Here is a 14,808-nt window from a genome sequence, read left to right on the forward strand (position 1 = left end):
CCCGCCAAGCCGCACGCCGCTTCTTCAAAAACGACACCCACTCCATCGTCGTGAAAACCCTCCAACTCCTCGCGGCGAGGGGCGAGGTTGACCCGAGTGCGCCGTCGTACGCGATTGACCGGTACAAGCTTCTTGACGTGACTGCCGGAACCACCGGCGGTTCGGGAGGCGACTCCTAACAGCTGTAAAAAAGAATCGGCGGTAGAGCTCCGTGAGCACTACCGCCGATTTGTTGTTACGCTCCGAGCGAGCGTCGATCCACCACGAATCCTGTGGCGGCATTCTCCCTGACTGCGTTGATACCGGCCACGAGGGCCGCAATATCCGGGAACTTGGGCGATACCGCCACTACCGTTCCATCATCAGCCTTCAACCGGAAACGGAACGATTGCTCCCCCGCTGTCAAGATTTCGAAAATGCCAGACATAAAACCTCTTTCCACCGCGGATGCGTCATTGCATCCCCTTCGATGACCACTGACTCTCGTGAAGTCCATAAGAGAATATCGGCCATGGGAGCCTGCCAGAAGGCCTACCCACGGGTAATATTCAACCTTTTTCGGTAGACCTACAGTGGAATGCAAGGTGAACCTAGAGATCTCGCGAGGGCACATGGATAGTGTGAACCCCATGAACGATTCCAGCCCTGCTCCCACCACTGGTGTGCTGTTGGCCGGCGGCGCAGGGACACGCCTGGGCCTCGGCCCCAAGGCGCTGCTGCCCTTCCACGGCCACACCTTGGTGGAGGTACTCGCCAAGACATTGCTCGACGGCGGATGCCTCAAGGTCGTCGTGGTGCTCGGGGCCGGAGCCGAGGATGTCCGACGCGCGACGGACCTGGGCGGGTATCTCGTGGCGGACAACCCGGAGTGGGCGTCCGGCATGTCCAGCTCGTTTCGTACCGGTCTTGCGGCGGCTACCCATGGCCACAACGTGATGGTGGCTCTCGTGGACCAGCCCGGGTTGACCTCCGGCGTCGTCGCCAGGCTGCTGGCCGCGCACCAACCCGGCCGTGTGACCGCAGCAGGATACGCGGACACTGTCTTCAACGGCAGCAACACAACAAAACTCCGGCGCGGCCACCCCTTGATCATCGACGCCACCCTCCGTGCCGACGTCGCCGAGTCCGCCGTGGGCGACGCCGGAGCCCGCCGTTTCCTCAAGGCGCACCCCGGGCTGGTGGACGTCGTCGACTGCAGAGACCTCGCCGACGGAGCCGACGTGGACACGAAGGACAAGCTACACCTCCTCAGCGACTAGCCACCCCCAACTGACTAGCCACCCCCAACTGACTAGCAATACATGTCGTTTTGAGGGCTCAAAACGGCATTAAATGCGAGCCAGTTGGGTGGGGGTGGAGGCGTCGGCGTCCTTCAGCGCAAGGTAGATCTTGTCCCGGGCGATGGGGAGCGCCGCGAACCGCACCCCTGTGGCGTTTCGGATGGCGTTCGCCAGCGCAGGTGCCACGGGGTTGAACGGGCTCTCGCTCATGGACTTCGCACCGAGCGGCCCCATCTGGTCGTTCGTTTTCGCGAAGTACACCTCACTGCGTGGCACGTCCGCAAAGGAAGGGATGTGGTACTGCCGCAGGATGTCTGTGGTGACCTTACCTGCATCGTTCACGCGGACTTCTTCATACAGCGCGACACCCAGCGCCTGCGCGATTCCGCCTTCCACCTGGCCGCGGCATTGCCGCGGGTTGACCACGACGCCGGCATCGGCCGCTTGGACGCTCTGCAGAATCCGGAGCTCTCCCGTGCCGGTGTTCACGGCCACCCGGAATCCGTGGACGTTGAAGGCGACCGAACGCGGGGTTCCGCCCCAACGCCCTTCGGCGGCGAGTTCCACGCCCTGTTGCTGCCCGGCGTCGTACACCTCCGCGAGCGCCAAGACCCGCTCACCGCAGCGCACAGCACCGTCTTCGAGCACGCAATCCGCCTCCGAAACACCCGCGTACACGGCAGCCACAGCCCGGATCCGGAGCGCGAGCTCTTGTGCCGCGAGCAAGGTTGCCTGTCCGGCCACCACGGTTCCTGCTGAGCCGAATGCGCCGGTATCGTGCTCCACAAGGTCAGTGTCGGACTGGCGCACGGTAACGTTCGACGCTGTGGTGGACAGTGCGGTCGCGGCAAGTTGGGCGTGGACCGTGGTGGTGCCGTTGCCGAACTCGGCGGTCCCGACGGCGGCGTCGAACGTGCCGTCCGGCAGGAGCCTGAGGCGCGTATGGGCGAAGTGGCCGCGCGGCGGAACGGTGTCGATCATGGACAGCGCGGAGCCGACGCCGGTGGACCACTCCGGGCCGAGATTGTCGAGGCCAGCGTCCCGGTAACGTTTCTCGCCCCTTTCGAGGGCATCGCGGACCAACGCCATGCACTGCTCCAGTCCGTAGCTCCCGTAGAAAACATCATCTTCCGGTTCCGGGTTGGTCGAGAGCATGTCGTCTCCCGGCCGGACCATGTTCTTGAGCCGGAACTCCAAGGGGTCCATGCCGATTCCGACGGCGAGTTCATCCACCGCGGATTCGATCGCGAAGATCATCTGGCTCAGGCCGTAGCCACGGAAGGCGCCGGCCGGGACTGTGTTGGTGTAGACGGCCTGCGCATCCACTTTCTTGTTGGCGCAGTTGTAGACGGCCAAGGACTCGCCGCAACCGTGGAACATCACTCCGGGCGCGTGGTTTCCGTACGCACCGGTGTTGGTGACCACGTCCAGCTGCATCGCCGTCAGGTGGCCGTCCCGGCTCGTCCCGGCCTTGACCTTGATGGTGAAGGGGTGGCGCGTGGTGGTGGAGGTGAATTGTTCGGTGCGGGTGAACTCGACTTGCACGGGCCGGCGCAGTTTGAGGGCCGCCATGGCCACGAGGTCCTCGGTGAGCACTTCCTGCTTACCACCGAACCCTCCGCCCACGCGGCCGGCCACCACGCGGATGCGGTCCTCAGGAAGATCGAACACGCGGGCCAGGGTGCGCCGGACCAGGAACGGGACCTGACTGGAGGAACGCACCATGAGCCGGTCCTCCCCTGGATTCTCAGAGGGCTCCACCCAGGCGATGGAGCAGTGCGTTTCCATCGCGACATGCTGTACCCGCTGGGTCTGGTACGTGTTCTCGTGGATGAAGTCGGCCGCTGCGAATCCGGCTTCGACGTTCCCCAGCTCGGAATGGACCTCCGCCACGACGTTGTCCTGCGGGCGGGAAATCCGGGCCGTTTCCGCGTCCTTCTCCCCGTGAATCGCGGGCGCACCGGGCAGCAAGGCGTCCTGGGGTGAGAAGACCGCGTCCAGGAGTTCGTACTCCACCTTTATGGCCCGGGCCCCGGCTTCCGCTGCGCCCACCGATTCGGCGACGACGGCGGCAACCCGCTGGCCTATGAAGCGCACCACGTCGTCGAGGACACGGGTGTCGTCGGGATCGTCGGTGTAAAGCTCGTGCTGGGCCGTTGAGAACAACCGGGCCGGCGCGTCCTCATGGGTGAAAACCGCGACGACGCCCGGCACCTGGAGGGCCGCCGTCGTATCGATGGAAACAATGCGGGCATGCGCGTGGGGCGAGCGCAGCAACTTGAGATGCAGCAGTCCCGGGAGCTGTTCTGCCGGGACGTCGAGGGTGTACCGGGCGGCGCCGGTGACGACGGCGCGCCCCGCGGGGGCGGGAACGTTGTCCCCGAGCCGGCCCGTGTGGGGTTGGGCGACCGCACCGCCGTCGGGCTCCTCCGTGTGACTGCCGCACACTGCGTCCGCAATGGAGCGGTAACCCGTGCAGCGGCACAGGTTTCCCTTGAGGTTCCGCGGGAGATTCGCCTTCTGTTCCTCGTCGAAGGTGGCGGCGGTCATCATCATGCCCGCTGTGCAGAAGCCGCACTGGAAGCCCTGGTTATCCAGGAACTGCTCCTGTACGGGATGCAGCTCTTCCCCGCTCGACAACCCCTCGATCGTGGTGACCGAGTGGCCTTCGGCGCGGACGGCCGGGTAGATGCAACTGTGCACAGGTTTACCGTCGACGTGGACGGTGCACGCGCCGCAGTCGCCGCCGTCGCACCCTTTCTTGACGCCGAAGTTGCCCTGTTCGCGCAGGAACGTCCGAAGGCACTGGCCCGGGCGGGGTGCGGCCTCGGTGGCTGTTCCGTTGATCTCGATTGCCATGCTCAGGCCTCCTTCTGTGCGGGTTGGGTGGATGGTTGCGGCGAGGTGGCGTGCGGCGGCCAGAAATCTCCCGAGACCGTGAGGGGTCCGTCGCCTGATACCGGACCGCACAGTTCTGCGCGGATCTCCTCGGCGAGCCGGAACGTCATATCGAGACGCCATTCGGGGAGCCCGTGGATGTCATCGTGGTACAGCTCCGTGGGGATCGAATGCCCGACGGCGGCGGCCAGCTGCTCAGCGTCCGGCAGCTCCGCCGCGGCGAACCGCAGCTGCACGGGCCGCTTGGTGGCGGCGGTGACGGTGAGGACCAGGCTGCCATCGGCGTCGAGCCTTCCGATCAGCAGCACCCCGGATCGCCCGAGGTTGCTGAGGGAGAGCCGGCGGAAGGCCACCTTCGCCGCCAAGGCCGACGCCGGCAGGTGGATGCTGCGCAGGAGCTCGCCGGGTGCCAGGCAGTTCTTCCCGTCCCCGGTGACGAACTCTGCCACTGGAACAGTGCGGCTGCTGCCGTGCCGGCCAAGGATGGTGGCCCTGGCATCCAGGCCGGCGCACAGCGAAATCATCGGCCCGGCCGGGAGTGAGGTGCACACATTGCCGCCAACGGTGGACATGTTCCACACCTTGAACGAGGCCACGAAGGAGTCGCAGCACGGGCGGAAAAGATCCAGTCCCGGCCAGTTCCGGCCGGCCACGGCGTCCGACACCGGCAGAGCGTAAAGCTCGGCGACGGTGCAGGTGGCGGCCAGCTCAATGCCGGCGTCGCTCACGGTTAGGGCCGGCCATCCTGCCTGGCCCAGATCAAGCAACCGCTTGAGGGGCTCCTCGCTGCCCACCGGACTGCCGTAGGAGAACAATACCGTGCCGCCGGCGAGCCAGGCGTCGCCCTCGCGCCACTGGCCTGGATCCGTGGTGGCAACGACGGACTCGATGGTGTTCATGTCCATGGGGTCACCTTGCTTTGTTCGGGGGTGTTGTGGTGAATCGGTCCTGCGCTGTCCTTGAGCGAACCCCAGGCAGAGACCGGGTGCGGCGCGCGGGACGCGAGGATTTCGGCGGTAATGGAAACAGCCACTTCGGCCGGGGTGACAGCACCAAGGTCCAGGCCGATCGGCGAATGCAGGCGTTCGAGGGCATCTGCCGGGATGCCGCAGTCCAGCAGTCCGTCGATCCGCTGCCGGTGGCTGCGTCTGGAACCCATGGCTCCCACATAGGCGAGATCCAAAGAGAGAGCTGTTTCCAGCAGGGGAATATCGAATTTGGGATCGTGGGTCAGCACGCACACGACGGTGCGGGAATCGATCCGGCCGGCGGCTGCTTCCGCGGCAAGGTAGCGGTGCGGCCAGTCGGTGACGAGATGGTCGGCGGCGAGGAATCGGCCTTGGCTCGAAAAAGCGGGCCGGGCATCGCACAAAGTGACCTCGTAGCCCAGGAGTTTCCCGGCGGGGAGCAAGGCCGCCCCGAAGTCGTTGGCGCCAAAGATCAGCATGCGGGCCGCGGGAAGACGGCTCTCCACGAAGAGGGAAATGGGTTCGGCTTCCGGCGCGGAGCCCCCGCAACCTTCGGCCGGGGCGAGACGCACCAGCCCTGCCCGGCCGCCATGCAGGAGTGGTTCGAGCTGCGCCGCGGCCGCGCGGATCAGGGCGTCATCCCCGCCAAGAAGGGCCGAAAGTTCCTGTGAACCAGTGGCGGAAAAACCCGCCGGATCAGGAACGACGACGGCGCCTCCCGCGGCGTCGAGCCTGCGGATGAGTGCCAGGGAAGAGCCTCCTGAAGCGGCATTCAACAAGGCCAAATCCAGGCCGTCGGCCCTAGTCGGCTGGATGTGGACTTCCAGCTCGCCGCCACACGTGAGCCCGACCGCGAACGCGTCCTCGGCGCTGTAGCCGAACGACTCGAGGCGACTGCCGCCGTCGTGCATTGCTTGAAGGGCGGATTCCACCACGGCGCCTTCCACGCAACCTCCGGAGAGGCTGCCAAGGACGTCCCCGTGTTCGGAAACCAGCATGGACGTGCCGAGCGGCCGGGGCACGGAGCCTCCCGAGGCCACGATGGTGGCGACGGCGCATCGCTGCCCGGAGACCGCGGGCCGCCACGTGCCCAGCGAAGGCATCAAATCCAGCATGGCAACACCTCCTTTACTGAGGTCCCGGACCGGAGACCCGCCCGGGGCAGTGTGCGATCTTGCCTCATATTCTCATTCCTTGCGTCTATACAGGAGAGCTTCGGGTAAACGGACAACCCGTTACGTGAAGAGGACCGGGGCGGGCCTCTCAATTCCCACCCCGGTCCTTAGCGGAGCGGACGCACCTCACCGCCGCCCACCGTCGTCGTCCGCTTTATGCGGTTGGGGACGATCGGCGGACGCCTATTCATTGCGGTGATTTGCGGCCGGACCGCCGTCTCAATGGCCGGCTACGATCCCATGAGTGCGCTGATCGGCCCGCGGGCAAAGTAGATCAAGAAACCCACGGTCACAACCCACATGAGCGGATGGACCTTCCTGCCCTTCCCCGATGCCGAGTGGATCACGGCCCAGGAGATGAATCCGACGCCGATGCCGTTGGCGATGGAATACGTCAGCGGCATGGTGACGATGGTGAGGAAGGCGGGCAGTGCCACGGAGAACTTGGAGAACTTGATCTCGCGGATCTGCGCCATCATCATTGCGCCCACCACCACCAGGGCCGCGGCTGCGACCTCGAGCGGAACCACGCTGGTGAGCGGGGTCAGGAACATCGAACCCAGGAACAGCAGACCGGTGACTACCGACGCGAGGCCGGTGCGGGCACCTTCGCCAATCCCGGCAGCGGAGTCGATGTACACGGTGTTGGACGAGCCCGACGTCGCGCCGCCGGCTACCGCGCCCAGGCCTTCGACGATGAAGGCCGCCTTGAGCTTGGGGAACGTCCCGTCCTTGTATGCCACGCCGGCGCTCTTGGCGAGGCCGGTCATGGTGCCCATGGCGTCGAAGAAGTTGGTGAACACCAGGGTGAACACCAGCATCGTGGCCGCCAGGCCGCCGATGCGGGAGAACGAACCGAAGAGGTCGAAGTGGCCCACCAAGCTGAAGTCCGGTGCGGAAACCAGCTGGCCGGACAGGACCGGGGTGTTGAGGTGCCAGCCACCGGGATTGGCGGCGCTGCCAGGCCCGATGTGCATGACGGCCTCGACGACGGCGGCGAGGACCGTGGTGGCGACGATTCCGATCAGGAGGCCGCCTTGGATCTTGCGGGCCACGAGGATTCCCATGACCAGCAGACCGACAATGAAAACGAGGGTGGGTATGGAGGTGATGGAACCATCGTTGCCGAGCTGTACCGGCGGTCCGCCTTTTGTGGCGCGGACGAAACCGGAATCGACGAAGCCGATGAAGGCGATGAACAGGCCGATGCCAACGGTGATGGCGGCCTTGAGTTCCTTGGGGACAGCTTTGAAGATCGCGGTCCGGGCGCCCGTGACGCCGAACAGGACAATCAGGATGCCGTTGATGACCACCAGTCCCATGGCTTCAGGCCAGGTGACTTCATGGATGACGGCGACTGCGAGGAACGAGTTGATTCCCAAGCCCGCGGCGAGCCCGAACGGCAGGTTCGCGATCAGGCCGAAGAGGACCGTCATGACACCGGCGGTCAGGCCGGTAACTGCCCCGACCTGCGCTGCGGACAACCAACCGCCCGCCACATCCGTGGGTGCGTTCTGGGCTGAGAATCCGCCCAGGATCAGGGGGTTGAGGATAACGATGTATGCCATCGTGAAGAACGTGACGATGCCGCCGCGGAATTCGCGGGCCAGCGTGGAGCCACGCTTGGTGATCTGGAAGAAACGATCCAGGAAGGAGTTCGACGCCGGGGGCTGGGGGCTGCTGCCCCGCTGTGCCAGTCCGGTTGCCGTGTGCTTTTCGCGTGCATCTGTCTGCCCTGCGCCGGAAGGCGCAGCCTGCTTTTCAGTTGCCGTTCGCATTTCTGCGGGGTCCAGGATTGTCATTTCAGCCACCGGCCCTAGTAGTCAATCCTGGAGTCAAGCGTGTTCCAGGTGTTGAACGGTTCCAGGATGGCCGGGGCCTGAGGGTCGCCCAGTTCCAGCTTGCGGACCGGCATGAGCGTGTCCCGGTCTTCGTTCTCGAAGTATTCGTAGAAGACGGCGTCGTCGAAGCCGACGGATGCGGCGTCGTGCCGGTCTGCTGCGAAAACCACGTTTCCGATGCGGGCCCAGAGCGCCGAGGCGAGGCACATGGGGCATGGCTCGCAGCTCGTGTAGAGGGTGGCTCCGCTGAGATCGAAGGTGCCGAGCTCGCGGCAGGCATTGCGGATGGCGGTGACCTCGGCGTGGGCCGTGGGGTCGTTGGTAGCGGTGACCCGGTTGACGCCTTCGAAGGCGCGGCCATCCGCGGTAACAATGACGGCGCCGAACGGCCCGCCGCTGTTGAGGACATTGGCTGTTGCCAGCTCAATGGAAGTGGCCAAGAAATGTTCGGCCGTGACGGTGGTACTCATGTGCGACTTCCTTAGTGCTGAGGAAGCCTGTAACCAGGGAGGCGTCTGGACATGACAGACCAGTGCTGCGATTACCAGGCTTCAGCATGTGCTTTTGAAGGTTTCGCCTGGTAGATAGCTTCCCGGAGTCCGGGTGCCCGCCTTTGGCAAATTGAGATTAGCACCGGAGATGTGAGCCGCGCCATAGTTTCTGGAAAAAAAGTTTCGAGATGTGAAATTCGTGCTGAACGCCGGGCGTGAGGCCGGGCCCGGGCGCCGGTCACATTGACGCACTACGGGGAGCCACCTACGCTGGGTGCCACCGGCAGGGTTGACCTCCGGGACCTGGATCAGCAGACAGGAACCACTGAGCTGGAACGCAATTACGCCGACCAGACAAGGATCCCCGTGTCCCCGACATCCGACTTCCGATTTCCAGCAGCCCCAGCAACAGACCCGGCCGCTTCCCGGCTCTGGATCAAGAATCCCCTCGATGTGTTCACCGCCAACGGGCTCGACGCCCGCGGCGGCATCGTGGTCAGCGATGGGAAAATCGCCGAGCTCGTCCCCGCAGGAAAGCGCCCTTCCGCGCCGTGCCATGAAACTTTCGACGCCGGCAGCCACGTTCTGCTTCCGGGTCTTATCAACACGCACCACCACTTCTACCAAACACTCACACGCGCCTGGGGCCCGGTGGCGAACGCCCCCCTGTTCCCTTGGCTACAAAACCTGTATCCCGTATGGGCGCGGTTGACGCCGGACAGCCTCGAACTTGCCGTGAAAGTAGCACTCGCGGAACTCCTGCTTTCCGGCTGCACCACGGCGGCCGACCACCACTACCTCTTCCCCGCGGGACTTGAGGACGCGATCGACGTCGAGGTCGGCGTCGTGCGTGAACTCGGCATGCGCGCCACGCTCACCCGCGGGTCCATGACGCTGGGCGAAGACGACGGCGGCCTGCCGCCGCGGTCCACCGTGCAGCGCCCGGAGGTGATCCTCGCGAATAGCGAACGGCTGATCGGGAAGTACCACGAAAGGGGAGACGGTGCGGTCATCCAGATCGCCTTGGCCCCTTGCTCACCGTTCTCGGTGACCAGGGAGATCATGGCCGAGAGCGCCGCCATGGCCGAACGGCTGGATGTCCGGCTCCACACGCACCTCGCGGAAACCATCGACGAGGAAAATTTCTGCCGCGAGATGTTCGGGCTGCGCACCGTGGATTATCTTGACAGCGTCGGCTGGCTCGGAAACCGCACCTGGCTTGGCCACGGGATCCATTTCGACGACGAGGAGATCGCCCGGCTGGGTGCCGCGGGCACCGCCGTCGCGCACTGCCCGACGTCGAACATGCGGCTCGCGTCCGGCACCGCGCGGGTGCTGGAACTTGAGGCCGCCGGGGTTCCGGTGGGGCTGGGAGTGGACGGTTCGGCGTCGAACGATGCCTCCAACATGATCCTCGAAGCGCGGCAAGCGCTGTATCTGCAGCGGCTGCGCTATGGCGCGGACGTCCCGGTGGAGCGTGCGCTCGGATGGGCGACGCGGGGATCCGCTGCAGTGTTGGGCCGCACCGACATCGGCCAGATTGCTCCCGGGATGCAGGCAGACCTTGCCATGTTCAAGCCCGACGGACTGCGATTCTCCGGCAGCCATGATCCCGTCGCGGCATTGTTGCTCTGCGCGGCGGACCGCGCCGACCGCGTCATGGTGGCCGGCAAGTGGCGCGTTGTGGACGGGCAGATTCCGGATCTGGACATCCCGGAACTTATTGCCAAACACTCAGCCGCCGCACAGAAAATCATCAGCGGTTAGGAGTAGCCTCTCGATTAGGTCGTAGATCAGGAGGCAAAATCATGACCGTCCCCCAGCACAACACGCCGACTCCTCCAGGTTGGTACCCGGACCCCTCGGGCTCCGGGCAACTACGGTGGTGGGACGGTAACGCCTGGACTGGAAACGCTTGGAACCCGCCGACCCAGGCCAGCGCAGGTCAGCCTGGCACGGGTCAGCCCGGCGCGGCGTGGCCCGCGGGTCAGGCCGGCGCGGGTCAGACCGGCGGTGCGTGGCCTGCGGCCGCGAGGCCAGGGCAATACGCCGGACCTGGACAATACGCGGGGCCGGTCCAGCCCGCGCCGCGCCCGGAAATCAGCAAGCAAACGCCGGTCTACAATCCGTTCATTTGGCTCGTCACGCTGCTGCCGGTGATCACGCTGATAATCCTGATGCTCTGGAATCCGGTCTTCCACCTGCGGTATGTAGGCGCTCGGCGCGTACCGACCCTGGATCCCAGTGCGTTCAGCGTTCCATATTTCCTGCTCGTTATCTCTTCCTGGCTCATCTACGGGGTCAGCGTTCTCTTGTCCTACCTCGACTGGCAAAAGCTGCAGAGGGACGGGGTTATCCGCCCCTTCCACTGGGCATGGGCCTTCCTGGGCGCTGGAGTCTACGTGGTGGGCCGTTCAGTGATCGTCCACAAGGTCGCCCCTCAGCGCGGACTCGCGCCTGTTTGGGCACTAATAGGCCTGACCGCCGTGAGCCTGATCCTGGTGTCCGTCAAAGCGAGCATGATCGTTTCGACCATCGCCAAGGCCCTGCCAATGTAATAGTTCGCCTGGGCGGGAGCCGGGATCGTGGGTGTGGCCCGTCCGCTGCGTCCTGGAACGCGGCGGACGGGCCACACCTGCGTATTCACAAAAAGCGGCGGGCGGCACCACCCCGTAGTGAGGGGTTCGGTGCCGCCCGCCTTTTGGCTCTGTTGCGCAGAGTCCCTCATTCCCAAGGGCAGGAGCCCTAGGAACGCTGCCGGCCGAATACCGGAAGGGCGCGCAGCCAACGGGAGAAAGTCCCGGGCATGCGGTCACAGTCGGCCGGAATGTAGAAGTCAGGATCGGTAGCGCCGAACGGCAGGTACAGTTCCTGGCCGGGCGCCGGGAATTCCACGACGTTGTTCTTATCCTGCGAGTCCATCTGTCCTCCTATTTCATGCGCTCAAGTTCTCCGTGGCGATGCGGCTCAGACCCTTCGTTGGGTTCCTCGCAACTCCCGCATCTGCATTTCCGCATACTGGAAAACATTTTTTGTTATATGGAAATGGTAGAGGGGATCCGCGAACGGCGTCAAGGGGTGTCCGCGGGACCACGCCCCGCGGCCAGCCGCCGTCGGTCACAATCGGAAAGTAGATAACGATTCTCCGGAAGTGATGTACACCACTGGCAAACGTGGGCTACGCTTTCTTCAATTCGTGGCGCAGGTCACGTAACCTGGGAGCAGCAGGCAGGGTCGTAATGAGCTGGCATCAACGGATGCCGGCTCTTTTTTGTTGGGTCGGCTCCACCAGAAACGCGTATGAAACACGCGCTTAATTTCATTGGTGGACCTTAGTGGTTCCACCTCACAGAAGTTGGGATATGACCATGAGCAACAACATCGTCCTCGGCGACAACCAGTACGGCAAGGCAGAAGTCCGCGTCGTCAAAGTCACCCGCGACACCGACCGCCACCAGATCGAAGACCTTAACGTCACCTCGCAATTGCGTGGCGACTTCCAGGCTGCGCACCTCCAAGGCGACAACGCACACGTCGTCGCCACCGACACCCAGAAGAACACCGTCTACGCCTTTGCCCGCGAAGGCATCGGTTCCCCCGAGGCCTTCCTCCTGCGACTGAGCGAACACTTCACCTCAAGCTTCGAGTGGGTCACGGGCGGCCGCTGGGAAGCCGAGGCCTACACCTGGGACCGCATCCAGGCACACGGCTCCGCACACGACCACAGCTTTGTCCGCAAAGGGCAGGAAGTCCGTACCGCCGTCGTGGTCCGTGAAGGCAACACAACGCACGTCATCTCCGGCCTCAAGGACCTGACCGTCCTCAAGACCACGCAGTCCGGCTTCGTGGGCTACCCCCGCGACCGGTACACCACGCTGCCCGAGACCACGGACCGCATCCTCGCCACTGACGTCTCGGCCCGGTGGCGCTACAACACCGGGCTCGACGCTGCCGGGACGGACTTCAACAAGAGCTACGAGGACATCAAGGCCCTGCTCTTGGAAGGCTTCACGGAGAACTACTCCCACGCCCTGCAGCAGACCCTGTTCGACATGGGCAAGAAGGTCCTGGAGGCCCACAGCGAAGTGGACGAGATCAAGTTCTCGATGCCCAACAAGCACCACTTCCTGGTGGACCTCAGCCCGTTCGGCCTCGACAACCCCAACGAGGTCTTCTTCGCCGCGGACCGCCCGTACGGCTTGATCGAAGCCACGGTCCAGCGCGACAACACCACACCTGCCCCGGCTGCGTGGAACGGCATCGCCGGCTTCTGCTGAGCCCCAGGTACCCGCCCAACTGACTCGCAGCAAGTGTCGTTTTGGAGCCTCAAAACGACATCAAATGCGAGTCAGTTGGGCAATCCCTCACACCCAAAACCACATTGTTAGCCAGACAACGTTAGCCAGACAAAGACGTCTGCCATGAACCAAGAAAGTCTGCCATGAACACGAAGAATAAAACCCGCCCCGCAGCGTCCGGGCCAGCCCGCCCCGAGGACCAGCGCCTCTCGATCGGGAGCACGTTCGCCTACGGCTTCCAACACGTCTTGACCATGTACGGCGGCATCATCGCCCCGCCGCTCATCATCGGAGCCGCCGCGGGCATGTCCTCGCAGGACATCGGCCTCCTGATCGCAGCCTGCTTGTTTGTCGGCGGCCTCGCCACCATTCTTCAGACGATCGGCATCCCGTTCTTCGGATCGCAACTGCCGCTGGTCCAGGGTGTGTCCTTCGCCGGCGTCTCCACCATGGTCGCGATCGTCCACGGAGGCGGCGGAATCCAGGCCGTGTTTGGTTCCGTCATTGTGGCGTCATTGATCGGCCTGGCGATCACTCCACTGTTCTCCAAGATCATCAAGTTCTTCCCGCCCGTGGTCACGGGTACTGTCATCACCACGATCGGACTGACCCTCATGCCCGTCGCAGCGAACTGGGCCATGGGCGGCAACAGCGCCGCACCCAACTACGGCAGCATGGCGAACATCGGTCTCGCCGCGGCCACGATGGGCATTGTCCTGCTCCTGAGCAAGATCGGCAACGCGGCCATCTCCCGCCTGTCCATCCTCCTTGCCATGGCTATCGGGACCGTCATTGCCCTCGCCACGGGCATGGCAGATTTCTCCAAGGTCGGCCAGGGTCCGATCGTAGCTTTCCCCACGCCCTTCGCGTTCGGTACTCCCACCTTCGAAATCGCGTCCATCGTTTCAATGCTGATCGTCATCCTGGTCACCCTGACCGAGACCTCGGCGGACATCATCGCAGTTGGCGAAATCGTGGGCACCAAGGTCGACTCCAAGCGCATCGGCAACGGACTACGTGCGGACATGCTCTCAAGCGCCGTCTCACCTCTCTTCAACTCCTTCACCCAGAGTGCATTCGCCCAGAACGTCGGTCTCGTGGCCATCACCGGCATCAAGAGCCGCTTCGTGGTCAGTGCCGGCGGACTCATCCTGGTTGTTCTCGGCGTGCTGCCCGTCCTCGGGCGAGTTGTCGCAGCGGTTCCGACGCCCGTCCTGGGCGGTGCCGGCGTCGTACTCTTCGGAACTGTGGCCGCAAGCGGCATCCGGACGCTCTCGAAGGTGGAGTACCGCAACAACATGAATCTGATCATCGTGGCTGCGTCCATCGGCTTCGGCATGATCCCAATCGCCGCCCCGAAGTTCTACGACCAGTTCCCGTCCTGGTTCTCCACGATCTTCCACTCGGGCATCAGCTCGGCTGCCATCATGGCCATCCTGCTGAACGTGCTCTTCAACCACCTCAAGGCCGGCAACTCGGACAACCAGTCGGTCTTCGTGGCAGGCACGGGACGCGTGGTCACCGAATCGGATATTGCGTGCCTTGCGAACGGCGACCGTTTCGAGAACGGCAAACTGATCGACGCCGAGGGCAAGGAAGTGCCTCTCAAGTCGGACTCCCCGGCCGAGCACTGACAGCCTCCTCCGACCCTCGCTCACATATACGGGGTGTTTTCGAGGCCCTCGCTCACATGATGAACTGCTCCCCGGAAGTTGGACTGAGAAATTCAGCCCGATTTCCGGGGAGCAGTTTTATTCATGCAGGTAGTTCAAGGGAGCGCTAATGAGCGAGCGTCCGCCCGAAACCCCACATACGTGAGCGAGCGTCCGCCCGAAACCCCACATACGTGAGCGAGCG

Annotated in this window: 12 protein-coding genes; 5 read left to right on the forward strand and 7 right to left on the reverse strand. The window is 64.2% G+C overall.

Annotated elements, in window-relative coordinates; genetic code table 11:
• Positions 1–235: 235 nt before the first annotated feature.
• Entirely contained in the window at positions 236–427 is a 192-nt protein-coding gene (locus AC4CS3_RS22095; protein WP_234753445.1) for a YegP family protein, read from the reverse strand.
• Positions 428–629: 202 nt separating this feature from the next.
• Between AC4CS3_RS22095 and nboR the strand changes: the two genes are divergently transcribed.
• A complete protein-coding gene (nboR, locus tag AC4CS3_RS22100) occupies positions 630–1,259 on the forward strand; it encodes a nicotine blue oxidoreductase (protein ID WP_490785249.1) in 630 nt (209 codons plus the stop codon).
• Between the two features lie 69 nt (positions 1,260–1,328).
• On the opposite strand, the gene AC4CS3_RS22105 is transcribed toward nboR, so the two are convergent.
• The 5 genes from AC4CS3_RS22105 to AC4CS3_RS22125 form a co-directional block, all read right to left on the reverse strand.
• On the reverse strand, positions 1,329–4,139 hold the full coding sequence (locus AC4CS3_RS22105; protein WP_490785250.1) for a molybdopterin-dependent oxidoreductase: 2,811 nt from the start codon (positions 4,137–4,139) through the stop codon (positions 1,329–1,331).
• A 2-nt stretch (positions 4,140–4,141) separates the two neighbouring features.
• The gene (locus AC4CS3_RS22110) at positions 4,142–5,083 is read right to left on the reverse strand and encodes an FAD binding domain-containing protein (RefSeq protein WP_490785251.1); all 942 of its coding nucleotides are present in this window, start codon (positions 5,081–5,083) and stop codon (positions 4,142–4,144) included.
• Positions 5,074–6,261 carry an XdhC family protein gene (locus AC4CS3_RS22115; protein ID WP_490785252.1) on the reverse strand — a complete coding sequence of 396 codons (1,188 nt, stop codon included), beginning with the start codon at positions 6,259–6,261 and terminating at the stop codon, positions 5,074–5,076. The genes AC4CS3_RS22110 and AC4CS3_RS22115 overlap by 10 nt, the downstream gene beginning before the upstream one ends.
• A 290-nt stretch (positions 6,262–6,551) precedes the next feature.
• The gene (locus AC4CS3_RS22120) at positions 6,552–8,123 is read right to left on the reverse strand and encodes an NCS2 family permease (protein ID WP_490785267.1); all 1,572 of its coding nucleotides are present in this window, start codon (positions 8,121–8,123) and stop codon (positions 6,552–6,554) included.
• A 14-nt stretch (positions 8,124–8,137) separates the two neighbouring features.
• Complete coding sequence (locus AC4CS3_RS22125) at positions 8,138–8,632, reverse strand: nucleoside deaminase (protein ID WP_441413645.1); 495 nt, start codon at positions 8,630–8,632, stop codon at positions 8,138–8,140.
• Positions 8,633–9,019: 387 nt separating this feature from the next.
• Here AC4CS3_RS22125 and AC4CS3_RS22130 point away from each other — a divergent pair, with 387 nt between their 5' ends.
• Together AC4CS3_RS22130 and AC4CS3_RS22135 are read left to right on the forward strand one after the other, a co-directional pair.
• A complete protein-coding gene (locus AC4CS3_RS22130) occupies positions 9,020–10,420 on the forward strand; it encodes an 8-oxoguanine deaminase (protein ID WP_490785253.1) in 1,401 nt (466 codons plus the stop codon).
• Between the two features lie 41 nt (positions 10,421–10,461).
• Positions 10,462–11,211: a DUF2510 domain-containing protein gene (locus AC4CS3_RS22135; RefSeq protein ID WP_490785254.1), complete on the forward strand. Its 750-nt coding sequence runs from the start codon at positions 10,462–10,464 to the stop codon at positions 11,209–11,211.
• A 187-nt stretch (positions 11,212–11,398) separates the two neighbouring features.
• Here the strand turns inward: AC4CS3_RS22135 and AC4CS3_RS22140 are convergent, their stop codons facing one another.
• Positions 11,399–11,575 carry a hypothetical protein gene (locus tag AC4CS3_RS22140; RefSeq protein WP_269995742.1) on the reverse strand — a complete coding sequence of 59 codons (177 nt, stop codon included), beginning with the start codon at positions 11,573–11,575 and terminating at the stop codon, positions 11,399–11,401.
• A 440-nt stretch (positions 11,576–12,015) separates the two neighbouring features.
• Here AC4CS3_RS22140 and pucL point away from each other — a divergent pair, with 440 nt between their 5' ends.
• Both pucL and AC4CS3_RS22150 read left to right on the forward strand, forming a co-directional pair.
• Complete coding sequence (gene pucL, locus AC4CS3_RS22145) at positions 12,016–12,930, forward strand: factor-independent urate hydroxylase (protein ID WP_490785255.1); 915 nt, start codon at positions 12,016–12,018, stop codon at positions 12,928–12,930.
• A gap of 164 nt (positions 12,931–13,094) precedes the next feature.
• The gene (locus AC4CS3_RS22150; RefSeq protein ID WP_490785256.1) at positions 13,095–14,585 is read left to right on the forward strand and encodes a nucleobase:cation symporter-2 family protein; all 1,491 of its coding nucleotides are present in this window, start codon (positions 13,095–13,097) and stop codon (positions 14,583–14,585) included.
• Positions 14,586–14,808: the final 223 nt, after the last annotated feature.

The sequence above is a fragment of the Arthrobacter sp. SE2 genome, from assembly GCF_058244265.1.

Bases quoted from the DNA above. Each gene is read 5' to 3' on its own strand.
- AC4CS3_RS22095 (WP_234753445.1), bottom strand. From the start codon at position 427: ATGTCTGGCATTTTCGAAATCTTGACAGCGGGGGAGCAATCGTTCCGT.
- nboR (WP_490785249.1), top strand. From the start codon at position 630: ATGAACGATTCCAGCCCTGCTCCCACCACTGGTGTGCTGTTGGCCGGC.
- AC4CS3_RS22105 (WP_490785250.1), bottom strand. From the start codon at position 4,139: ATGGCAATCGAGATCAACGGAACAGCCACCGAGGCCGCACCCCGCCCG.
- AC4CS3_RS22110 (WP_490785251.1), bottom strand. From the start codon at position 5,083: ATGGACATGAACACCATCGAGTCCGTCGTTGCCACCACGGATCCAGGC.
- AC4CS3_RS22115 (WP_490785252.1), bottom strand. From the start codon at position 6,261: ATGCTGGATTTGATGCCTTCGCTGGGCACGTGGCGGCCCGCGGTCTCC.
- AC4CS3_RS22120 (WP_490785267.1), bottom strand. From the start codon at position 8,123: ATGACAATCCTGGACCCCGCAGAAATGCGAACGGCAACTGAAAAGCAG.
- AC4CS3_RS22125 (WP_441413645.1), bottom strand. From the start codon at position 8,632: ATGAGTACCACCGTCACGGCCGAACATTTCTTGGCCACTTCCATTGAG.
- AC4CS3_RS22135 (WP_490785254.1), top strand. From the start codon at position 10,462: ATGACCGTCCCCCAGCACAACACGCCGACTCCTCCAGGTTGGTACCCG.
- AC4CS3_RS22140 (WP_269995742.1), bottom strand. From the start codon at position 11,575: ATGGACTCGCAGGATAAGAACAACGTCGTGGAATTCCCGGCGCCCGGC.
- pucL (WP_490785255.1), top strand. From the start codon at position 12,016: ATGACCATGAGCAACAACATCGTCCTCGGCGACAACCAGTACGGCAAG.
- AC4CS3_RS22150 (WP_490785256.1), top strand. From the start codon at position 13,095: ATGAACACGAAGAATAAAACCCGCCCCGCAGCGTCCGGGCCAGCCCGC.